Consider the following 20,541-nt stretch of genomic DNA (forward strand, 5'->3'; position numbering starts at 1 on the left):
AGAAAAGCTAGTGCTCCCGTTTAAATGGCAATAGCTCCCGCGCGTCTACTATGTACTGCTGAATTTGCCTCGCTTCTTGTTGTAAAAAGTTAGTAATCGCTGGGCGAAATTCTTCTGCTTGTAAGTAATGATTGGAAAAGGTCATTGTTGGTTCAAATCCGCGTGCGATTTTATGCTCACCTTGAGCGCCTCCATCAAAGCGCCGCAGGTGATTAGCGATGGCATAGTCAATGCCTTGGTAGTAGCAGGTTTCAAAATGGAGGAATTGGTATTCCTCAAAACAGCCCCAGTAGCGACCATAAAGAGTTTGCTGGTCGCGAAAGAAAAGTGCAGCAGCGATAACTGGATCATGCTCTGCGCGTTGCACGACAGCGCAAACCAAAACCAAACATTCACTGAAGGTTTCTACCAGGCGCAGGAAAAAATCTTGCGACAAATAACCGCTGTGCCCGCTGCGTTTTAAATAAGTGTTGCGATAGAGTGCATAAAATAGCTCCATATCGGCAGCCGTTATTTGTGCTGCTTCTTTCACGTTGAAACTAATTCCTTGTGCTCTGACGTGTTGGCGTTCTTTCACAATATTTTTGCGTTTGCGCGATGCCATACGTGTGAGAAAATCATCGAAGCTCGCGTAACTATGATTAATCCAATGGAATTGGCAGCCGACCCGCTGCGCGGCGCCCGTCGTTGTCCATAACTCACTAAGATCGGCGGAGGGAAATAGGCAGTGCCAACCTGAATAACTATGGGATGTGCAGAATTGGCTCAGTGCGTGACTCAGAGCATCGATTAAAGCTTCGGTTATTTTTCCGCGGGTTAACAGTCGGGGGCCTGAGCAAGGCGTAAAAGGAATGGCATTGATCCACTTGGGGTAATAACTAAAACCATAGCGGTTATAGGCATCGGCCCACGCCCAATCAAATACATACTCACCGTAGGAGTGGGTTTTCACATAGCCAGGTAGCGCGGCGATGAGCTGCCCTTGCTCATACACTAGCGCATGGGCGACTTTCCAGCCAGATGCGGTCGTTGTGCATCCGCAGTCCTCAAGTGCGGCCAGAAATTCAAAGCGGCAAAATGGGTAGCCATCGTCACACAGTTGGTTCCAGTCTTGCGCTTTTAGCTGGTGAATAGAGTCAATAAAACGAATCTGCACAATCATTTTCCCGTTTGCATCACATTTGCGTAAAGTTACGCAACTGAGTAGCACTACGCTAGTCTTTGTAATTGTGACTACAGTAAAATCACGCTACTTCGATTACTTTTGGTTGCTTAATGCCTTCCGAACACCAGACCGGCGAAACGACCCAGCGTCATGCCAGCGTCAGCTTATCCACCCTGTTATTGAGCTTTGCTGAAAATTTCAGCAATGAGCGCGTGCGCGTACGCGATATTACTGAGTCCCTTGGGCAGCGCTCCTTCGGGTTTATTCTACTGATCTTCGCCCTACCAAATTCACTTCCTATCATCGGAATTCCCGGCGTGTCTACCATCACGGGGTTGCCGATGTTATTTGTGGCGGTGCAGATGGCGCTCGGGCAGAAAAAAGTGTATCTGCCTCGCTGGATAGCGGATAGTTCGCTCCCTACTGTCAGTTTTCAGGCATTAATCCGGAAAGTCATTCCCTGGCTGCAGCGAATTGAAAAGCTGATGAAGCCGCGCATCACCTTTCTAACCCAGAGTAATGCCGAGCGATGGTTGGGTGCATTTTGCGTGCTGTTGGCATTCCTACTGGCTTTACCTATTCCTCTGGGGAACTTGCTCCCTGCGCTGGGGATTTTATTTATCGCGCTAGGTCTCATAGAAAGCGATGGTGTTTGTGTATTGGTTGGAATAGGCATTGGTATTGCGGCTTGGTTTTTTCTCAGCGGGCTGGTATGGATTGCCGTGCAAACAGTAGTGGCGATGCTGGATAAACTGGTCTAGTTCATTTTTTTACAACCAATACCCATTTTATTAATTGAAAACTGAGCGCCAAGGCTTACGGCGTGCATCAAAAAATTCCACAAAAATTGAAATAACCCTGCTTGTATTCGAGAACTAACGCACTCATCAAATCCCAACTTAGTCTGATAATGCGCGCACTCATTCTTCCGCGATCCTGTGTTCAGGATCTATTCATTCAACAAAACTAGTATTCCGCTGGAAGACCTTACTGGAGATAAAATCATGACCAATTCTTTCAAAAAAATCAGCTTGTTACTTGCAGCTGCCGGATTAACTTTCAGTGCAGGCACAATGGCTGCGCCTGGCATTAGCTATAACTATGCAGCATTGCAATTTGTTGATCAGGATGTGGACAATTACGATTGTAACCAGGATGGTTTGCGTTTAAGTGGCAGTCTGGAATTAAACGATGACTTCTTTGCACTGGGGTCGCTCAGTGATGTGAGTGGTGGCCGCTGCGGTTCCCAAACGATCAGCGCTGGTATTGGCTATCACGCTTTGTTTGGGGCTGATTCGAGTATGTACGGCGCACTGAGTTTTGAAAATGTTTCAGTGGATCACGGCGAAAGTGATTCAGGGCTGGTGGTTGCAGGAGGCGTTCGTGGCTTTATCAATAACAATGTTGAAGCCAAAGTAGAGCTTTCTCATCATACTGCGCACGATGGGAATACCGTATTGGGTGGCGGTTTGGCTTATTGGTTCTCGTCACAATTTTCGGTAACCGGTGACGTAGGTATTGGTTCTGAAGCCTCTGAAATTGCGTTGGGCGTACGAATGAATTTCTAAAACCGCGTTACAAAAAAGCCAGCGACTGCTGGCTTTTTTGTTTCCACTTTTTATTGATTGGCCGCTTCCAGTTCTTCGCTAACCTGTAACCAATTCTCTTCTGTTTCTTCCAGTTGCGTTTGCAGCTTGCTTTGCTCCGCCAATAAATCACGCAATTTGTTTTTATTTTTTTCGTCGTAAATATCGCTATCACCTAATTGGTTTTCAACGTCTGCCAAGCGAGCCTGGAGTTTTTCCATTTGGCTTTCAAGTGATTTTAATTTATTGGTGAGTGGTTTTAATTGCGCGCGCTGCGCGGCAGATTGTTGGCGCTGGGCTTTTTTATCCAGTTTGTCGCCGTCGCTATTGGCCGACTTTTCCAATACGGCCGCTTGTTTTTCTTGTGCCGCCGCTTGTTGTCGCTGTTGCAACAACCATTTGTAATAGTCTTCCAGATCACCATCAAATTCTTCGACCTTTCCATCTGCCACTAGCAAAAATTCATTGACGGTATTGCGCAGCAAATGGCGATCATGCGAAACGACAATCACTGCGCCTTCGAACTCTTGCAGTGCCATGGTCAATGCATGGCGCATTTCCAGATCCAGATGGTTGGTGGGTTCGTCGAGTAAGAGGACGTTGGGTTTTTCCCACGCAATTAATGCCAGTGCCAAACGTGCTTTTTCACCGCCGGAAAAATGCGTAATAGGTTCAAAGGCGCGGTCGCCGTGAAAATCAAAACTGCCGAGGAAATCACGAATTTCCTGCTCGCGTGCGCTAGGGGACAAGCGCTGCACATGGAGGGCAGGCGATGCATTCATATCGAGCGATTCGAGTTGATGCTGCGCAAAATAGCCCAGTTTAAAGTGTTCGCCGTTAGTGCGATCACCTGCTAATAGCGGCAAGCTGCCGGCAAGGGTTTTTACCAGGCTGGATTTACCCGCACCATTGGGCCCGAGCAAGCCAATACGCGTTTCGGCGCGAATCGCCAATTCGACATTTTTTAATACGCTTTTGCCTGGATAGCCAATTTCGCCGCGTGCGATATGCACCAGCGGAGTAGACATCTTGTCATGACAGCTAAAGGTAAATGTGAAGGGCGAATCTATGTGCGCGGGCGCAATTTTTTCCATGCGCTCCAACTCTTTAATGCGGCTCTGGGCCTGACGCGCTTTGGTTGCTTGCGCGCGGAAGCGGCGAATATAGTTTTCGACGTGCGCAATACGCGCTTGTTGTTTTTCGTAAGTTACTTGTTGTTGCGCCAATTTTTCAGCGCGCTGGCGCTCGTAGGCAGAATAGTTGCCGGAATAATTTTCCAGTTTTTGCTGCTCAATACTGACGATCCTATCGACAATATTGTCGAGAAAATCGCGGTCGTGCGAGATGATAATCAGCGTGCCCGGGTAACGCTTTAACCATTCCTCCAGCCAGAGGGTCGCGTCCAGATCCAGGTGGTTGGTCGGTTCGTCGAGTAGTAGCAGATCTGACGGGCACATAAGTGCCTGCGCAAGGTTGAGGCGGATGCGCCAACCGCCGGAAAAATCCGTCACCGGGCGCTGATCGTCGCCGGCGGAAAATCCTAATCCATTTAACAATTGTTGTGCGCGTGACGGCGCGGTGTAGGCGTGGATATTTTCCATCTCGCTATACAAATGCGCGAGTTTTTCACCGTCGCCCTTGCTATTGGCCAGTTCGATTTCCTGCTCCAGGCGACGCAGTTCGCTGTCGCCATCCAGCACATAATCCAGCGCACTGCGATTGGTGTGCCCAACCTCCTGCGCCATGTGGGCTATGCGCCAGTTTTTGGGGATGTCGACTGAGCCTGTATCACTGTGCAGGCTACCCAGCAATAACTGGAACAAGGTGGATTTGCCGCAGCCATTGGCGCCGATTAAACCGACTTTCTGGCCCGGATAAATAGTAAGTTCGGCGGAGTCCAATAAAAATTTGGCACCGCGCTGGACGGAGACATTCTGTAATTGAATCATGGCGCGCATTCTAGCAGACTTGGAGCAAGATCCTGCCAGCGGAATTTGTATGTCTTCACCCCTCCTTCCCAACTGTGACCTATGGGCGTTTTCCCTGCATCACTATGCTCGCCAGGGCGTTAGCGACCTGTGTTTACGCTTGCAGGATGAGCACGGGGCCAACGTAAATATTGTGTTTTGGACGTTGTGGCTTGGCTTTCGTGGGCAATTACTGGATGCCGCGCATTTAGCGCAGGCGCAGCGGAAAGTTCACGCTTGGGATCAGCATTACATACTGCCTCTGCGCCAGTTACGGCGCCGCCTCAAAGTTGAATTCGGCACTGAGGACAATTCGATAGAGGCAGTGCGTACCCAGATAAAGCAAGCGGAGCTACTTGCCGAAAAGCATTTACAGCAGTTATTGGAATCCGTTTCCGGACGCCTTGAGCAAAGTGCACCCGACAATGCATCGGTAATGGCAAACAACCTGCGCGTGTATTTGCGCACTTTGCCATGCAGTGAAGCTCTTATCGATGCACTGCTGGAATTGATCATTAACTGATAACGCTAGTGATGACGCCGCAGCCGCGAATCCAATTGATCCACCAGCTCACACCACTCCGAATCTTGCTCCAGACATTCATCCAGAAAGCGTCGCTGTGAGCTAGACCAGAAGGGAGCCTGCACTATGGCTGTTTGCGGCGGCAGATAATGAAACTGGATAAAGCGCGCAATGGCTAGATTGCTGTTATCCAAGCCCAACTGAGCGAAGAGTTCGGGCATGTTAGGGGTAGCTGTATGCATGGTATACGCCTCGTTGTGCGATGAGGGGTTATAGAAGTATGCCTGAATCAGCACTCTGAAGATTGCAATTTTTTCTTCTTATAAAAAATGCTTAAAGCAGCAAAACACCCAATAAAAAAGCGAGCTGTTTAAGGCTCGCTTTTTTATTGGGTGGTTAGAGAGCCTTGAATGACTCTCATGGAGTGTTCGCTTAACTTAATGCGCCTTGATCATCATCAAAGGGCAGAGTTTCGGTAACAGGTGCTGGTGCGGCTTCTACAACTTCTACAGGAGCTTCCACCACGGGAGCGTCGACCACAACGGCTTCTGCCGGTGCTGCAACTACGGACGCCTCTACCTCAGGCGCTTCTATCGGTGCTGCCGGCGCTGCCTCTATTGGCGCAGGCGCTGCTTTTTTCGGCGCTCGTTTAACAGCTGGCTTTTTCGCAACCTTTTTCTCAGCGACTGGTTTGGCTTCTGCTTCTGCAGCAATGGGAGCTTCCGCAGCGGTTACTACTGGTTTAGCTTTTGCCACTTTGGGCTTCGCCACCTTGACTGGTTTGGCTTTCACTTCTGCGGCGGCTTGAGGTGCTTCAACTGTAGCAGTCTTTTTTGTTTTTTTAGTTTTAACTGATCCAGCTTTCTTTTCGGCTTTTTCTTTCTTGACTGGTTTTTCGCTAGCCGCTTTTTTCTCATTTGATACTTTTTCTGGGGAGGTCTTCTTGGTTGCTGATTTTTTTGCTTTGCCGGGTTTGCTGTTGGCTGCTTCAGCCAACAGCTTGGCTACTTCAGCGGCAGCGCTCACTTGTGCAGTGAAAGCGTCTACTTGTGCTTGCGCATCCGCTAACTTTTTACTTTGTACACTCAAGTCTTTCTTTAATTGTGCGATTTGGGACTTGGCTTTGCCGGCGTCTTTGGCTGACAGTGCCGCTAGCTTTTTCTCAGTTGCAGCGACATTTTTTTGCTCTGCAGCGACCGTTTTTTTCGCAGTAGCCAGTTCTTGACCACGCGCTTTTTCCAGTGCAGCGGTGACCTTGGCAATTTGCTGTTCCAGATCAGCAACAGAATTTTTTGGGGTTTTGGAGGCAGCCATAAAAAGTACCTGTTCAATAAGTGCGTTAGAGGAGCGCGTCAGAAATTAATATGCGTCGGAAAATAAAAAAGAATGCCGGAACTAAGCGGAATACATTTCGGGCGAATTGTAGCTGTGCCTTATCAAAAAGTGTATTCCTGCGGGCAAGCAATCCGGTATTTAAATAACAATATTTCTATCCAGCTGCTGTTTGCTTTATGCCCGCTGTACTGATCCGCTGGATGTTGAACTTTTATTCCAGTATTGGGGTCATAAGCGCCTGAATTTGGAGCGCAAGGAGGCACTAATAAGCAATCGCCAGCATTTACGCGTGAATCGTGCAAATGGGCAACAGCCCACACTTCCGGGGCTTGAGATTAGATTGCCGCCAAAAACGCGCACATTTGCCCGAAGTTGGTATACCATTGCCGCCTGCTCTGGCGCTGTGAAGGTGTCGGCTAGGAACAGACGCATCGCGCGTTCACAATCATTACAAACCAATCATTAAAAGATTACAGATTAAGGTGACTTATGTTTACTAAACGCTTACTGGTTGTTGGCCTGATGGCTGCTACTGCTGGCCTGATCGGCTGCAAAAAGGAAGAAGTTAAGCCGGTTGATGACAGCGCCAAGCTGGCCACCCTGGAGCAAAAAGCCAACTACATCATTGGTCAAAACCTGGCTAAAAACCTGCAAAACGGCGGTTTGGCAATTGAGCCTGAGTCTTTGGCGTTGGCGTTGACCGATGTTCGCGATGGCAAAGAGTCGCGCATCAGCCAGGAAGACATGCAAAAGATCATGCAAGAAGTGCAAACCAAAGCCATGGCCAAGCAAGAAGAAGAGCAAAAGAAACAAAGCGAAGCTAACGTAGCTGCTGGTCAAAAATACCTGGAAGAAAACAAAGTTAAAGAAGGCGTAACGGCGACTGCCAGCGGCCTGCAGTATAAAGTAATTACCGAAGGTAAAGGCGCCAAGCCAAAAGCAACTGACACTGTTACCGTGAACTATACCGGTAAGTTGATTGATGGCACCGAGTTTGACAGTTCCGCTAAAAACGGTGGCCCGGTTTCTTTCCCTCTGGACGGCGTAATTGCTGGTTGGACTGAAGCTCTGCAATTGATGCCACAAGGCTCCAAGTGGGAAATCGTTATTCCATCTGACTTGGCCTATGGTGCTGGCGGTCAAGGTCCAATTCCACCTTCATCAACTCTGATTTTCGAAGTTGAATTGCTGGAAATTAAAGCGCCTGAAGCAGCTGCTGAAGAAGCGAAAAAATAAGCCTGTTTTCAGGCAATAAAAAAACCCGCCAGTGTGCGGGTTTTTTTATTGCTGCAAGTTTGTGCTTGAGGCTGATTAGCTAACCAAATCCTTATGGGCAGTGTGCAGCACAGCAATCAGTCGATCTTCAGCGCTAAAGCGAATTTCCAGCGCTTCGCCCAATTGCGAAAGGTCTGGCGTGAGGGCCGTAAGGTCATCGGTCTCCAGATACTTATCGTTAAAATCCAGCAATTTCTCTGTGGTTTTATCAACTACATCATAGAGCTTGCTGGCTTCCTGCAAGGCATCTGCATCGTCGAACTCACGGCCCTCTTTAATCAGTTGATCATAAACCTCGAAGTGGCCCGCAGAAACATAATCCACCAGAATTTGGCAAAAGCTGCGCAATTTTTCACCGCGCTGGACATCACTCAAGTCTTCACTCAAACCACTCAGTGCACAGTATTGCACCAGCATTTCCTGACGCTCTTCCAGCCAGCGATCGATAATTTCGCTGACGCCACCCCAGCGCTCTTTGGCAGTTTTGCAATTCTCTAACATCAGATGTTCCTATGATTCTTCAACCTATGACTTCAAACAGGAGTCGCGCTTGCGGAGCTTATGATGGCCCCGGCTCGTTATGAGCCGTCCACAATAGGCCATCTGCTCACACAGGGCAAGCCAATCAGGCGAGTTTGTTGTCCTTGCGCACCAATTGAAACAGGTTCACCAGGGCGAGGCCGATAAAGGCAATCAGGGTCCATGCTGCCAAGCTCAGACCAAAGATTTTATCGACATGGGCGCAGTTGCCATCACCTTGCAGCAGCAGTTTGAGCGCTTCCATAAAGGGGAACACTTCAAAAATATACGAAAGCCCCGGGCCGCATGCTGGAACCTGATCCTCCGGCAAGCTTTGCAGCCACAACTGGCGACCAGCGAAGCAGGCGCCGAGGATAGGGCTGATAATGCCGAGTAGTGCGTAGGCGCGGCGACCTGTTGTTGCCGGGTTATGAATAGCGGCTACCAGCCCAAGTACCCCGGTTAGCACCACAAAGCCGCGCTGGGTTATGCACAGTGAGCAGGGAATCATTTTAAGCACATGTTCCATATACGCAGCGGCGAGCATCATCGCAGTGCAGGCGACAAAAATAAGCAAGTTGAGTTGGCGGCTATTAATTTGGTGAAGGGCGGAAAACATGTGCGATCCTTATTGGGCTTATAGTGTTGTTAATGAGAGTTTCAGTGATGCTTACCTATGGTAAGCAATTCCGCAGCAACTGGGCCAGCATTTTGCGGAAAGCCCGGGCGCTGAGCGGCTGATAGGCTATGCTTGGTGGGCGAGTTTCCGCTCGTTTGGAGCCTCAAAAGCGGCGCAAGTTTCATGGGTGAGGAATGGGTATGAAGAAAAAATGGTTGGCGATATTGGGGCTGAGCCTGGGGGCTTCCGGTGCCCTTGCCTCAGGGGGCGGTAACGCGCCGGCGGAAGGGGTTAATTATATTGCGATTAGTCCACCGTTAATTGTGAACTACGGCGGCCCGGGCAAAGTGCGCTATATAAAAGCAGAATTATCACTGCGCGCGGAAAATGCCGCCGATGCTACAGAAGTAATGCATCACCTGCCGCTGATTCGCGATCGCTTGGTTAGCATTCTTAGTGCGCAAACCGAAGAAGTTATCAGTACCGCGGAGGGTAAAGAATATTTACGGGTGTATGCGCTGGCTGAGATTAATAAAGCGCTGCTGAAAGTGGAGGGTCACGATCATCATGCCGAGGACCATGACGCTGATGCAGATCACGGTAAAGATCACGCGAAAGATAAAGGAAAAAAACATGCAGATGCTGACGATAAGCACGCGGGCAAATCTGCGGCGGGCGAACCTGAGCACGGGGAAGTGGTGCTGCCATCTGCTGCTGATGTAATACCAGTCAAGGGGCCAGCTTCTGACTTATTTTTCAATAATTTTGTAGTACAAAAGTAACCGCACGTGGGCACCGTTTTTCGGTGCCTGTTTCTTGCCCATCTATTTAATTATTGCCCGCAACTGCACCCGCGATATTGCGCGTAATAATTTTCCAGATATCCATCGAATGAAACTTGTTGTCGCTGCTCCAGCGCGGCCTGTTCTTGTAGAGATTTTTCACCCATCGCAGCGAATTCGGCGTAGCCTTTTTCATCCAGCGGCCGCGTGGCAAACCAGGCGCGGTGTTGCTCCGCCAGTTGTAGTGTATGTGCGTAAAAACTTTGCTGCTTTTCCTGCATATCACGCAGTACGCGCGCAGAGGGAGTTAACGCGGGGTTTTCAAGTTTGGCGAGCTGTTGTTGTACAGATTGTTGATACTGGTTTCCGGTTTTGGCTTGGTCCAGCAGTGCGGCGCATGCCAGGCTACCGGCAATAATTTCTTGGGCCCAGCTACGCATGGTAATCGAGTCATCGCCGCGCAATAGTTCCAAATTGGGCTCGCGCCCCTGATTCACAATCCGCTTTTGGTTTTCCTGCCCTTGGTAAAATTCGCGCGCATCGGTTTGCGGGCTATCGCTCAATAAGCAGTAGAGTAAAAACGCATCCATTACCTGCATTTGCTCACTGGTAATCCCCAGCGGTTCGTAGGGATTTAAATCGACACAGCGCACTTCTACATATTCTACGCCGCGCAACCGCAGCGCTTGCAATGCTGTTTCACCGCGTTCGGTCGTGCGTTTGGGGCGAATGCTGGAGTAAAACTCATTTTCAATTTGCAGCAAACTCGTGTTGAGCTGCTGATAGTTGCCGTCGCTATCTTTCACGCCTAGGTGTTCGTAGGCGGGATGACTTTGGGTGATGGCGCCGCAGAGCGTTTTTAAATAGTCACTCAGGTTGTTGTAATTCACTACCAGACTTTTTTGCGCATCACTTTGGTAGCCAAGGTCACCCATGCGCAGCGACGTGGCAAAGGGCAAATAGTGGGTTTGCTCCGCAAACGGGAACGGCTGTAACTGGTGATTGCGATTTTTAACAAAGCAGGAACAAACCGCCGGCGACGCACCGAACAGATAAATCAACAGCCAAAAATTGCGGCGGAAATTACGGATCAAACCAAAATAGCGCTCGGTTTTAAAATCCTGCAACGATTGTTGATTGCCGGTTTGCGACTGTGCCTGTAATAGCGACCAAAACTCATCGGGCAAACTGAAGTTGTAGTGAATGCCGGCGATGGTTTGCATCGCGCGGCCATAGCGATGCCCAAGGCCAATGCGATAAATGGTTTTCATTGTGCCGCTGTTGGAGCTGCCGTAACGCGCAACAGGAATCTCATTATCGGACCCCAGGGTGCACGGCATACTGGCTGGCCAGAGGCGCTCGTGATTGGGGGCAAGTTGGGAGTAGGTATAACGATGAATATTATCCAGCTGCTTCAGCAGCGGTTCTACATCAGCAAAAGGCTCGGTAATAAATTCGAGCAGTGCTTCGCTGTAATCTGTCGTGATGTGCGGATGTGTCAGTGCTGAACCCAATGCTTCCGGGTGATCGGTTTGCGCCAGGGTCCCGGTAGGAGTTACGCGCAGGCTTTCTTTTTCCAGGCCACGTAAAATACCGCGCAGGCTGGCGTTGTTGTCGGCAGTAGCAAATGCTGCCAGTAGATCCTGTGATAGGCCTTGAGGTGCAGACACGTCAGTTTCCTTTTTGCTCAGAGAGCATTTGGATAGGCCGGTGGTTGCGCACCGGCGCGGGAAGTAGTTGAGTCAGTCTAGATGAGCTGGAGAGATTTATGCCAGCGGAACATCGCTCGCGGCAGACGCACGCTCGATATCAGCGGGGCTGTCTTCCGGTGCAAACTCGGCGACGGCCAACGCGTCTGTTGTTGGTGGTAGCTGATCTAACAGATCCTTGCCTACTTTGGGTAGGGGTTCCGGCATGAGTTCCGGATCAATCTGTGGCAGACCTTTTTCGTTCGCAGTACAGCTAATTACCTTAATACGCTGGCGATAGTCTTTGGAGCTGGCTTCAAACATTTGGTTTATAGCTTCATCTTTATGCGCCGTTTTAAATAGTGCTCCCAGGTCGCGACCATCCAGCCAATTGTTTTGTTTACCTAAAAACAGCTTTTCCTGATTTTGCAGAATAAAGAGCTCGCTCATGACTACTCCTGGTGCGTTCACTCGATAAACCGCGGATGTGGGGTTTTACCGGTAAACTTCAAGGGGCACAGATTGTGATTTGCGACGACAGGGCCTGCGTTTTTTCAAGCGCTTAGCGCTATTCATTTGTTCTACATCAAATATTGGGGGTTTATCCGCACCGATAATGGTATCGCCTGACAATAACAATAGAGGAATCAGACGATGTTTAAAACCTTCCTGGTGTACATTCATTTAATCGCCGCCTGCCTGGCTGTGGGCGTACTACTTATGCAAGACCTGGCACTCGCCAAATGGCGGGGCCGCGCGATGGACGCAGAAGCGCGAGCCAATCTTCATCAAAATGCCGGTATCGTGACCTTGGCGCTTGTTGTGCTATGGGTTTCAGGTTTGGCGATAGTGATCATTGGGTATCTCGATAACCCTGCGTACCTTATGAACCAAAAGTTGTGGGGAAAATTTACCGTCGTTAGCATACTGACTATTAATGGTTTAATTTTGCACTACTACAGTTTTCCCAAGTTGATGTCGCCGGTTGGTTTTCTGGGGGCAGGCCGCACGGAGCAACTGTTTGTGTTGGTAACCGCCGTCGTGTCACTGGTTTCCTGGTTGTATTCCTGTTACTTGGGAATTGCGCGTCCATGGAACAACGTTGCACCTTACTCCTACGTGATGACGATTTACGTGATGGTAATGGCGGTGGCAATGGCGGTTGGACTTGCAGTTTGGCGTGAACTGCGCAACGAATTCCGTTTGCTTGCACATTAATGACAACATCTGGGGCGCGTTAATTTCCGATGTTTTGCCGTTCGAGGTTTCCGCAAGGATCGCTGGGTAATGTTAATAGCCGACCGGGATGGTCGGCTTACAAACCTACCAATCCATTAACGCTTTTAACTGCGGTGTTAAATCGTTTGCCATAGCGGCGTGCTGCGCTTTGGTTGGATGTGCATCCTGAGTATCGCCAGGATAATTAGTAGAGGTAACCTGGTGCACACGAGTGTTGTTTACACGTGAAATGGCCTCGCGAATATAATCAATTAATGCGGCTTTTTTCTCGCCATTTAAAATTGCACCCTCGGTGATTGCAATGTGCGCTTGTGGGTGGTTAGCGAGTAACTTGTTAATTAATTTTACATAGGCAGTTACATAAGTTTCGCGGTCCGGAATGCCGGTGCTGAAATCATTGGTACCAACGGCGCTAACAATTAAATCCGGCTGGTATTGGTTGTGATCCCATTTGAAGTCCGGGTTGTTGTCACCGACCGCATATTCATAAAAATCCGGCAAGTTAGCTTCATCCGTTTTGCCATTCCAGCTGCGAATTAACCCACGCCCACCCCAGCACACTAAATTTACTTGTGAGTTAAGCGCTTTGGCAGTGAGCATGCCGTAGGACTCACGCGCATTCCACCAGCGCGTATTTTTTTGTTCGCCAGCAACGCGGTCAATAGCTTCGCCACAGGTTACGGAATCGCCCAGTACCAGCATTTTACGTTTGGGTAATTTTGCGGACGGGAAAAAACCTTCTCCGGTAAGTACAAATTCTTTAATGGTCACATTGCCATGCCAATTTTCCGAGCGATGAATAATTTCAACGCTGTGCCTGGCTGATGCAGGAAAGTGAAATAGTTCGATACTCTGTACTTGTGGCCCTAGCTTTACTGCTTTGGGGGCACCGCCATCGACAATAATATCTACCCAGGAGTTGCCGCCACTACTCTGCATGCTGGCACTCAGCTGCGAGCCTTCCACTTCGGTGCTAAAACTTACGCCGGGAAAGCCAAAAGTCAGGCTCTGGTCGGCGTTGGTATGCGTGCGCCCGGTGCGGCTGATCATGCTATCACTCGCGTACAGGTGCGTACTTTTGGGAGCCGAGGTGGTGCAGGCATTCAGGTTGATCAGGGTGACTGTCATGAGCGTTAGGTTAAATAATTTTTTAATCATGTGTTTCATTCTCCTATAACGCAAAAGCGCACTGGATGTGCGCTTGCGGGAAAATATCAAGGCTTGAGGAGTGCAGTTATATCCGGGGTCATGGCATTCGCCCAGACTTGGTAGCCTTTGGGTGTTGGGTGCAAAAAGTCTTTCATGATCTCGGGGGAAATGCTGCCGTCTTTTTCCAACAGTAGCGGACCGTAATCTTTAAAGAAAATGGTTTTGTTATTGCCCAGTTTGCCGATTATTTTATTCAGCTGTTTCACTTTGTCGCGATTGGGGGATTTGGGATCCTGCTCAAAAGGAAAAACAGCATTTAATAAAATTTTGCTGTTGGGCCAGGCTAATTGAAGTTGTTGCACAACGCGTGTAACGCCGTCACCTGCTTGCTCGGGCGATTCCTGCAATCCGCCAATATTATTTACACCAATCAGCAATACAATTAATTTGGGTTGCAGGTTGCCAACCGCGCCGTGCTGCAAACGCCAGAGTACGTTGCCGGTGTTATCGCCACCTATGCCAAAGTTGGCTGCTTTTAAGGGGGCAAAATTGGTTTGCCAGATTTGCCAATCCCAACCGGCGGTAATTGAGTCGCCGACAAAAAGCACATCGACCTGCTCAAATTCTGCAATTACAGTGTCATCTGCATGTTGCTTTTCCCAAGCCTTAATGGACATCCACTCGTAATCTACGGCGCGTTTGGTGGGAACTATGCCTGAAGGTGGTAGCGGTGAGAGGGCCAGTGTGGATTGACAGAATAGGCCAATGCCAAATGAAGCAAAAACAGAAAATAATTTTTTGTGGTGCAGAGTCATAGTTGTTATTCCTGTAGTGGGGTTACACGCTGCCATTAACTGGCAACAGAAAATCTATGCTTGCTGTGTGTTTATTGTTGGTGCGCAATCAAGGTTGCGCTTGTTGTTTTAAAAAACCGTGTTTGATTTTTAGTGCTTCAAGCTTAGTCGCTCGTTCTGCATATTCAAGCTTTGTACGCCGGCGATATTTAACACCAAATCCAGTAATTCATCCCAGGGTTCTGCGTTGCGCATTCCTTTTACCGCTTTGTCTATCCCGTTGGCTTTGCGCAACAATTGTTGCAAGTGCGCGGGTTTTAAACGGCGCAGTGCGGCCTGGATTAATGGCTGGCGTTTTTCCCACACACCGGCTTGCTTTGCCGCCCAATCAAAATGCTTGCCTTGGGCGACGGCCTGCGAAACCTGGATCAGTGTGCGTATATCGCGAGTAATAGCCCAGAGCACATTGATGGGCTCCGTGCCTTCGCTGCGTAAACCTTGTAATGTTTTTACTGCGGCGCGCGCATCGCCATGTAATGCTTTATCGGCGAGGCCGAACACATCATAGCGCGCGCTGTCGGCAACGACTGATGCCATCAATTCATAATCGATATGATTGTTGTGCGCGAGCAGTTTTAATTTTTCAATCTCTTGCGCGGCTGCGAGCAGGTTGCCCTCAATACGCGATACCAATAATTCAATGGCGTCGGCATCCGCGCGCAAACCGGTCGATTGCAACCGCAGCCCTATCCAGCGCGGAAGTTGGGCGATGGTTACTGGCCAGATTTGAATGTGTTGGCCAGCATCTTCAATGGCTTTAAACCATTTGCTTTTTTGCGTGGCGCTGTCGAGTTTATCGGTAACGATTAGCAACACATTATCCGGTGCAGGAGATTCTGCGTATTCTTGCAAAATTTTTCCGCCTTTATCGCCCGGCTTGCCGGAGGGCATACGCAGTTCGATAATTTTTTTCTCGGCAAACAATGACAGGCTGTTGGCGGCGGCGAGCAATTGCCCCCAATCAAAACTGGTGTCGGCATGATAGAGGTCGCGCTCGCTAAACCCTTGCTTGCGCGCGGCAGCGCGAATTTGGTCGCAACACTCTTGAATCAAGAGCGGCTCTTCGCCGGAAACCAAATAAATCGGTACCAATTGCTTGGTGAGTGCGGCACCCAGTTGTTCAGCGCGCAGCTTGGGCATGTTATTGGGCCGTTTGCGTGGATGATGCAGGTGTTGTTGATTGTTTGGCGGCGAGGTTTTTTACCCGGCGCAGAATCGTCTGCGCGAGTTCACGGCGCATTTCGCGCAAGACCAACTCTTCTTCCTGTGCGGCACTGTTGGCGTTGTTTACGTTGTAGTTGTAGGTACGAGTAATGCTCGCAGCAGTATCTTTAGGCGTGATTAGGTTACCGGCACTGCTGATGCTGAACGGCGCGCGCAATATAATTTCATAGGCGCTGGTCAGTGCATCGCTGCCTACGCCGGCGGTGCGTTTATCCAGCGTTTCGCTGCCGATATTCAGCACCAGTGTTTGCGCGGTGTTTTTTTCGACTTCGGTAATTTTGTAGCCGGGCAATGCCTGACGCAACGAGTTCACTAATTGGCTGTGGTTGTCGCTGCTCTCGATGGTCAGATTGAGTGGTTGTGTCATCGCCAGTTTATCGCTGCCGGATGTAGAGCCGCGCAAATGCCAGCCACAAGCAGAGAGCGAAAGAATTAATAAACTGGCGATAATTTTTTTCATAACAATCTCATTCTTTAGCGGTGAGCTTCTCCCGTTTTAACGGGAGAAGCTTCAACTTAATTGGCGACGATATTCACCAATTTATTCGGAATAACAATCACTTTGCGCACGGTTACGCCTTCCAGGAACTTTTGGACGTTTTCCTGTGCGAGCGCTAACTGTTCAAGCTGATCTTTGGGTGCATCAACGGCGACATCCAGCTTGCCGCGCAACTTGCCATTCACTTGCACAACCACCTCAACCGTTGAGCGCACCAATGCGCTTTCATCCAGCGTTGGCCAGCTTTCGTTGAGTGGAATAGTGTCATTACCGAGAGCCTGCCAGAGTGCCTGGGTAATGTGCGGAACAATCGGGGCGAGCAACAAAATCGCCGCTGCCAGTGCTTCGCGTTCAACGGCTAAACCTTGCGGATTGGCGCGGTCAGCGAGCTTGCTGGTTTCATTCAGCAATTCCATGGTTGCGGCAATCGCAGTATTAAACGTTTGGCGACGGCCGTAGTCGTCGCTCACTTTTTGAATTGTCTCGTGCGTTTTGCGGCGCAAATCTTTCTGTGCTTGCGGCAATGCTGAAACATCCAGTGCGCCAGGTGTGCCAGCATTTACGTGGCCTTCAACGGCTTTCCACAAACGGCGCAAGAAACGGCTCGCGCCGTCTACACCTGAGTCGCTCCACTCGAGACTTTGCTCTGGTGGTGCGGCAAACATGGTGAACAGGCGAACGGTATCGGCGCCGTATTGGCTGATTACACTTTCCGGGTCCACGCCGTTGGCTTTGGATTTGGACATTTTAATCACGCCACCAAATTCCACCGCTTCGCCGGTTGCTTTATGTTTGGCAGAAATAAAACGGCCTTTGTCATCGCGTTCGATAACAACATTTTCCGGTTCAATCCAGTTTTCTTTGCCTTCGCTTTTGGTGAAGAAAGATTCGGCATTCACCATGCCCTGGCAGAGCAAGCGTTCGAAGGGTTCATCGCCGCTGACGAGACCTTCATCGCGCATTAATTTGTGGAAGAAACGCGAGTAGAGCAAATGCAAAATCGCGTGTTCGATACCGCCCACGTATTGATCCACCGGCAACCAATAATCAGCGGCCGCTTTGTTGATCATGCCATCGGTAAAGTTCGGGCAGGTGTAGCGCGCGTAGTACCAGCTGGATTCCATGAACGTATCGAAGGTATCAGTTTCGCGCTCAACGTACTTGCCATCGAGCTCGTCTTTTTTCCACTCGAGGTCGGCTTTGATCGGTGACTGCACGCCGTTCATCACGACATCTTCCGGCAGCAAAACCGGAAGCTTGTGCGCGGGCACCGGAATCTCGCCGCCTTCCGGCAGATTAAACATGGGGATAGGTGCGCCCCAATAGCGCTGGCGGGATACACCCCAATCGCGCAAACGGTAATTGGTTTTTACACGGCCTTTTTCCGCCATTTCCAGCGTGCTGGCGATGGAATCAAATGCAGCATTAAAATCGAGGCCATCGTACTCCCCGGAGTTAACCAGTACGCCTTTTTCGGTGAAAGCGGCTTTGGCTAAATCGATTGCTTCGCCATTAGCGGGCGCAATAACTTGCGTGATGGCGAGATTGTATTTTTGCGCAAATTCGTAATCGCGTTGATCGTGTGCCGGTACGGCCATCACCGCGCCTGAGCCGTAATCCATCAGCACATAGTTGGCGACCCATACCGCAACTGGTTCGCCAGTGATTGGGTGCAGTGCTTTAATGCCGGTATCCATACCTTTCTTTTCCATAGTTGCCATATCGGCTTCCGCTACGGATTGCACTTTGCAGTCGGCAATAAATTGTGCGAGCGCTGGATTGCTCTCGGCTAAAAATTTGGAAATGGGATGTTCAGCAGCAAGGCTTACGTAGGTCACGCCCATTAAGGTGTCGGGGCGAGTGGTGTAGATCTCAAAACCGGTAAATTCGCCTACTGTCGATTGCAAATCAAAACGCATTTCCAGGCCGCGGCTTTTGCCGATCCAGTTGCGCTGCATGGTTTTCACTTGCTCTGGCCAATTGGGCAGCTGGTCCAGATCGTTCAACAACTCTTCGGCGTAATCGGTGATCTTAATAAACCATTGGGGGATTTCTTTGCGCTCCACCAGGGCGCCGGAGCGCCAGCCGCGACCATCAATTACCTGCTCGTTAGCCAGTACCGTCTGGTCGATTGGGTCCCAGTTCACGGTGGACATCTTCTTGTACACCAAGCCTTTCTCATACAAACGGGTAAAGAACCACTGCTCCCACTTGTAGTACTGCGGGGTACAGGTGGTCAGCTCGCGCGACCAGTCAAAACCAAAGCCCAGCTGCTTTAACTGGCTGCGCATGTGGTCGGTATTGGAATAAGTCCACTTCGCGGGCGCGGTATTGTGCTTGAGCGCCGCATTTTCCGCTGGCAGGCCGAAGGCATCCCAACCCATGGGATGCAGTACATTTTTACCCTGCATGCGCTGGTAGCGGGCGATCACATCGGTAATGGTGTAGTTGCGCACATGGCCCATGTGCAATTTGCCGCTGGGGTAGGGGAACATCGCCAGGCAATAGAACTTTTCTTTGCTGGTGTCTTCTACCACTTTGAAGCTGTCATTGGCTTCCCAATACTGCTGGGCCTCGGCTTCGACTTCGGCGGGATTATACTGTTCTTGAATCGGGCGCTCTTGCATGGACGTGTACGGCCTATACTGAAGGTGAAATGTGAGAAAGGCGGTGATTATAGAGGCACTGCCGCTTGTGTGGGTATAAATATCTTGATGCAACCGCGAGAGGTGTTTTTATGAAATCCGGCGATAGATCCACAGCTCCAACCCCAAATAATCCTTATCACACCCACCAGATGGATCTACCCTTCAGCCCGGAGGAGACGGGCGCGCTTGGAACATTGAAGGAAGGTTTCGCCCATGAGGTTGATGACCTCGTCAAGCTCGAACTCACTGCCGAGGAAATGGTGGGAAATGAGGTGCGGCTCGCGCGCGAATATTTAAAGGAAGATGCAGGCCATTTCTGGAGCGACCTTAAACAGGAGTTTCTTAATTGGGAGCTGGCGACCGGGCAGTTGCTGCTGACAGCAGCCGACCCTACCCGCGTAGATTGGCAAGCGCACCGTTGGTGGGGTGATGAAGAATCGCAGATGCGGCATTAGCAGCGCTTGCTGAACGGTTAAAGCCCAATTATCCGATAAGTTTGTTAAGCTCTCTCGTGCCTGAACTATAACTATATCCAGTGAGAGAACCATGTCTTTATCCCTGCGCGCCCGCCTGGGCGCTTTAGTATTTATGCTAGTCCCCGTTTTTGGAGTTGCCGAACCCGTGAGTGAATTACCTGCCGAGCCTATTTACCTTTGGGCGGAAAAGCCGTTAATTGAACCTGACCGTGAACATATCAAAGACCAGCGTGTGTATGCGGTAGATAATCCTTCCATGACGCCTTTCTGGCCAACCGAGGCTAAGGCCAACGGCGCCGCAGTGGTGATTTTCCCCGGCGGTGGTTACGTCCGCTTGGCGATTAATCATGAGGGCTATGACATCGCAAAATGGTTTGCCGAGCGTGGGGTGGCGGCGTTTGTGGTGAAGTATCGCATGCAGGAATATGGCTTTCCCGCGCCATTATTGGATGGCCTGCGCGCCGTGCGGTTGGTGCGCAAAAATGCGGCGGACTGGGGTATAGATCCGGCGAAAATTGGCGTTGTGGGCTTTTCGGCGGGCGGGCATTTGGCAGCCAGTGTCAGCACGCGTTTTACCTTTACCAATCTGCTCGATGACCCTTTGGGTGATGTGAGTGCGCGCCCGGATTTTGCGGTACTGGGTTACCCGGTTATCGCCCTTTACGGCCCTGATGCTCATGCTGGATCGCGCAAGGCACTATTGGGTGAAAACCCGGAGCCACAACTGCTGCATGAAAACTCCCTCCAGTATCAGGTCACCGACAAGGTGCCGCCGGTGTTTATACTGCACGGCATTGGCGACCAGGCGGTGCCAGTCGGCAACAGTTTGGCGTTTTTTACCGAAGTGCAAAAGCACAATAAGCAATCTGAACTTCATATCTATCAAACCAGCATTCATGGCGTAGGGATGATTCAGGGCCAGGGCAGTGTGTCCAATTGGCCGCAAGCGTTGGAGGCGTGGCTCGCAGGGTTGCAGGTCATAAAATAAACAGT

General features: G+C 50.1%; 21 protein-coding genes. 8 read left to right on the forward strand and 13 right to left on the reverse strand.

Annotated features, from left to right (window positions below; genetic code table 11):
* Positions 1-7: 7 nt before the first annotated feature.
* The gene (locus D0C16_RS18795; RefSeq protein WP_151033780.1) at positions 8-1,162 is read right to left on the reverse strand and encodes a GNAT family N-acetyltransferase; all 1,155 of its coding nucleotides are present in this window, start codon (positions 1,160-1,162) and stop codon (positions 8-10) included.
* A gap of 113 nt (positions 1,163-1,275) precedes the next feature.
* On the opposite strand from D0C16_RS18795, the gene D0C16_RS18800 reads away from it, so the two are divergent.
* Both D0C16_RS18800 and D0C16_RS18805 read left to right on the forward strand, forming a co-directional pair.
* Positions 1,276-1,926: an exopolysaccharide biosynthesis protein gene (locus D0C16_RS18800; RefSeq protein WP_225318756.1), complete on the forward strand. Its 651-nt coding sequence runs from the start codon at positions 1,276-1,278 to the stop codon at positions 1,924-1,926.
* 243 nt (positions 1,927-2,169) lie between these two features.
* Positions 2,170-2,733 carry a hypothetical protein gene (locus tag D0C16_RS18805; protein WP_151033781.1) on the forward strand — a complete coding sequence of 188 codons (564 nt, stop codon included), beginning with the start codon at positions 2,170-2,172 and terminating at the stop codon, positions 2,731-2,733.
* A 50-nt stretch (positions 2,734-2,783) separates the two neighbouring features.
* On the opposite strand, the gene abc-f is transcribed toward D0C16_RS18805, so the two are convergent.
* Positions 2,784-4,700: a ribosomal protection-like ABC-F family protein gene (gene abc-f / locus D0C16_RS18810; RefSeq protein WP_151033782.1), complete on the reverse strand. Its 1,917-nt coding sequence runs from the start codon at positions 4,698-4,700 to the stop codon at positions 2,784-2,786.
* Between the two features lie 49 nt (positions 4,701-4,749).
* Here abc-f and D0C16_RS18815 point away from each other — a divergent pair, with 49 nt between their 5' ends.
* On the forward strand, positions 4,750-5,241 hold the full coding sequence (locus tag D0C16_RS18815) for a TIGR02444 family protein (protein ID WP_191968550.1): 492 nt from the start codon (positions 4,750-4,752) through the stop codon (positions 5,239-5,241).
* A gap of 5 nt (positions 5,242-5,246) precedes the next feature.
* On the opposite strand, the gene D0C16_RS18820 is transcribed toward D0C16_RS18815, so the two are convergent.
* Positions 5,247-5,483, reverse strand: a complete 237-nt coding sequence (locus D0C16_RS18820) for a DUF2789 domain-containing protein (RefSeq protein ID WP_151033784.1) — start codon at positions 5,481-5,483, stop codon at positions 5,247-5,249.
* Positions 5,484-5,673: 190 nt separating this feature from the next.
* Complete coding sequence (locus D0C16_RS18825; RefSeq protein WP_151033785.1) at positions 5,674-6,555, reverse strand: hypothetical protein; 882 nt, start codon at positions 6,553-6,555, stop codon at positions 5,674-5,676.
* Between the two features lie 510 nt (positions 6,556-7,065).
* On the opposite strand from D0C16_RS18825, the gene D0C16_RS18830 reads away from it, so the two are divergent.
* Positions 7,066-7,812 carry an FKBP-type peptidyl-prolyl cis-trans isomerase gene (locus D0C16_RS18830; RefSeq protein ID WP_151033786.1) on the forward strand — a complete coding sequence of 249 codons (747 nt, stop codon included), beginning with the start codon at positions 7,066-7,068 and terminating at the stop codon, positions 7,810-7,812.
* Between the two features lie 75 nt (positions 7,813-7,887).
* Here D0C16_RS18830 and rsd read toward each other — a convergent pair whose 3' ends face one another.
* Both rsd and D0C16_RS18840 read right to left on the reverse strand, forming a co-directional pair.
* Positions 7,888-8,352: a sigma D regulator gene (gene rsd / locus D0C16_RS18835; protein WP_151033787.1), complete on the reverse strand. Its 465-nt coding sequence runs from the start codon at positions 8,350-8,352 to the stop codon at positions 7,888-7,890.
* Positions 8,353-8,476: 124 nt separating this feature from the next.
* On the reverse strand, positions 8,477-8,989 hold the full coding sequence (locus D0C16_RS18840) for a disulfide bond formation protein B (RefSeq protein ID WP_151033788.1): 513 nt from the start codon (positions 8,987-8,989) through the stop codon (positions 8,477-8,479).
* Between the two features lie 200 nt (positions 8,990-9,189).
* On the opposite strand from D0C16_RS18840, the gene D0C16_RS18845 reads away from it, so the two are divergent.
* Entirely contained in the window at positions 9,190-9,771 is a 582-nt protein-coding gene (locus tag D0C16_RS18845; RefSeq protein WP_225318757.1) for a flagellar basal body-associated FliL family protein, read from the forward strand.
* A gap of 50 nt (positions 9,772-9,821) precedes the next feature.
* On the opposite strand, the gene gshA is transcribed toward D0C16_RS18845, so the two are convergent.
* Entirely contained in the window at positions 9,822-11,441 is a 1,620-nt protein-coding gene (gene gshA, locus D0C16_RS18850) for a glutamate--cysteine ligase (protein ID WP_225318758.1), read from the reverse strand.
* Between the two features lie 96 nt (positions 11,442-11,537).
* The gene (locus D0C16_RS18855) at positions 11,538-11,909 is read right to left on the reverse strand and encodes a hypothetical protein (RefSeq protein ID WP_225318759.1); all 372 of its coding nucleotides are present in this window, start codon (positions 11,907-11,909) and stop codon (positions 11,538-11,540) included.
* A gap of 204 nt (positions 11,910-12,113) precedes the next feature.
* On the opposite strand from D0C16_RS18855, the gene D0C16_RS18860 reads away from it, so the two are divergent.
* Entirely contained in the window at positions 12,114-12,677 is a 564-nt protein-coding gene (locus tag D0C16_RS18860; RefSeq protein WP_151033790.1) for a DUF2214 domain-containing protein, read from the forward strand.
* A 105-nt stretch (positions 12,678-12,782) separates the two neighbouring features.
* Here D0C16_RS18860 and axe2C read toward each other — a convergent pair whose 3' ends face one another.
* From axe2C to leuS, 5 genes are all read right to left on the reverse strand, one after another.
* Positions 12,783-13,856, reverse strand: coding sequence for a bifunctional acetylxylan esterase/glucomannan deacetylase AxeC2 (gene axe2C / locus D0C16_RS18865; RefSeq protein WP_151033791.1), 1,074 nt, complete (start codon positions 13,854-13,856; stop codon positions 12,783-12,785).
* Positions 13,857-13,912: 56 nt separating this feature from the next.
* Positions 13,913-14,662 carry a GDSL-type esterase/lipase family protein gene (locus D0C16_RS18870; protein WP_225318760.1) on the reverse strand — a complete coding sequence of 250 codons (750 nt, stop codon included), beginning with the start codon at positions 14,660-14,662 and terminating at the stop codon, positions 13,913-13,915.
* Positions 14,663-14,791: 129 nt separating this feature from the next.
* The gene (holA, locus tag D0C16_RS18875) at positions 14,792-15,841 is read right to left on the reverse strand and encodes a DNA polymerase III subunit delta (protein ID WP_151033792.1); all 1,050 of its coding nucleotides are present in this window, start codon (positions 15,839-15,841) and stop codon (positions 14,792-14,794) included.
* 1 nt (position 15,842) lies between these two features.
* Positions 15,843-16,385: an LPS assembly lipoprotein LptE gene (gene lptE, locus D0C16_RS18880; protein WP_151033793.1), complete on the reverse strand. Its 543-nt coding sequence runs from the start codon at positions 16,383-16,385 to the stop codon at positions 15,843-15,845.
* A gap of 56 nt (positions 16,386-16,441) precedes the next feature.
* Positions 16,442-19,036 (reverse strand): leucine--tRNA ligase, encoded by a 2,595-nt coding sequence (gene leuS, locus D0C16_RS18885; protein WP_151035013.1) that lies wholly within the window; start codon positions 19,034-19,036, stop codon positions 16,442-16,444.
* 125 nt (positions 19,037-19,161) lie between these two features.
* Here leuS and D0C16_RS18890 point away from each other — a divergent pair, with 125 nt between their 5' ends.
* Positions 19,162-19,527 carry a zinc ribbon-containing protein gene (locus D0C16_RS18890; protein ID WP_151033794.1) on the forward strand — a complete coding sequence of 122 codons (366 nt, stop codon included), beginning with the start codon at positions 19,162-19,164 and terminating at the stop codon, positions 19,525-19,527.
* Between the two features lie 91 nt (positions 19,528-19,618).
* A complete protein-coding gene (locus tag D0C16_RS18895) occupies positions 19,619-20,536 on the forward strand; it encodes an alpha/beta hydrolase (protein WP_151033795.1) in 918 nt (305 codons plus the stop codon).
* Positions 20,537-20,541 lie beyond the last annotated feature (5 nt).

Origin of the sequence: Cellvibrio sp. KY-GH-1 (genome assembly GCF_008806975.1) — a bacterium.
Taxonomy (GTDB): domain Bacteria; phylum Pseudomonadota; class Gammaproteobacteria; order Pseudomonadales; family Cellvibrionaceae; genus Cellvibrio.

Coding starts and splice junctions, on each gene's coding strand:
- D0C16_RS18795 (WP_151033780.1), bottom strand. CDS start 1,162: ATGATTGTGCAGATTCGTTTTATTGACTCTATTCACCAGCTAAAAGCG.
- D0C16_RS18800 (WP_225318756.1), top strand. CDS start 1,276: ATGCCTTCCGAACACCAGACCGGCGAAACGACCCAGCGTCATGCCAGC.
- D0C16_RS18805 (WP_151033781.1), top strand. CDS start 2,170: ATGACCAATTCTTTCAAAAAAATCAGCTTGTTACTTGCAGCTGCCGGA.
- abc-f (WP_151033782.1), bottom strand. CDS start 4,700: ATGATTCAATTACAGAATGTCTCCGTCCAGCGCGGTGCCAAATTTTTA.
- D0C16_RS18815 (WP_191968550.1), top strand. CDS start 4,750: ATGTCTTCACCCCTCCTTCCCAACTGTGACCTATGGGCGTTTTCCCTG.
- D0C16_RS18820 (WP_151033784.1), bottom strand. CDS start 5,483: ATGCATACAGCTACCCCTAACATGCCCGAACTCTTCGCTCAGTTGGGC.
- D0C16_RS18825 (WP_151033785.1), bottom strand. CDS start 6,555: ATGGCTGCCTCCAAAACCCCAAAAAATTCTGTTGCTGATCTGGAACAG.
- D0C16_RS18830 (WP_151033786.1), top strand. CDS start 7,066: ATGTTTACTAAACGCTTACTGGTTGTTGGCCTGATGGCTGCTACTGCT.
- rsd (WP_151033787.1), bottom strand. CDS start 8,352: ATGTTAGAGAATTGCAAAACTGCCAAAGAGCGCTGGGGTGGCGTCAGC.
- D0C16_RS18840 (WP_151033788.1), bottom strand. CDS start 8,989: ATGTTTTCCGCCCTTCACCAAATTAATAGCCGCCAACTCAACTTGCTT.
- D0C16_RS18845 (WP_225318757.1), top strand. CDS start 9,190: ATGAAGAAAAAATGGTTGGCGATATTGGGGCTGAGCCTGGGGGCTTCC.
- D0C16_RS18855 (WP_225318759.1), bottom strand. CDS start 11,909: ATGAGCGAGCTCTTTATTCTGCAAAATCAGGAAAAGCTGTTTTTAGGT.
- D0C16_RS18860 (WP_151033790.1), top strand. CDS start 12,114: ATGTTTAAAACCTTCCTGGTGTACATTCATTTAATCGCCGCCTGCCTG.
- axe2C (WP_151033791.1), bottom strand. CDS start 13,856: ATGATTAAAAAATTATTTAACCTAACGCTCATGACAGTCACCCTGATC.
- D0C16_RS18870 (WP_225318760.1), bottom strand. CDS start 14,662: ATGACTCTGCACCACAAAAAATTATTTTCTGTTTTTGCTTCATTTGGC.
- holA (WP_151033792.1), bottom strand. CDS start 15,841: ATGCCCAAGCTGCGCGCTGAACAACTGGGTGCCGCACTCACCAAGCAA.
- lptE (WP_151033793.1), bottom strand. CDS start 16,385: ATGAAAAAAATTATCGCCAGTTTATTAATTCTTTCGCTCTCTGCTTGT.
- D0C16_RS18890 (WP_151033794.1), top strand. CDS start 19,162: ATGAAATCCGGCGATAGATCCACAGCTCCAACCCCAAATAATCCTTAT.
- D0C16_RS18895 (WP_151033795.1), top strand. CDS start 19,619: ATGTCTTTATCCCTGCGCGCCCGCCTGGGCGCTTTAGTATTTATGCTA.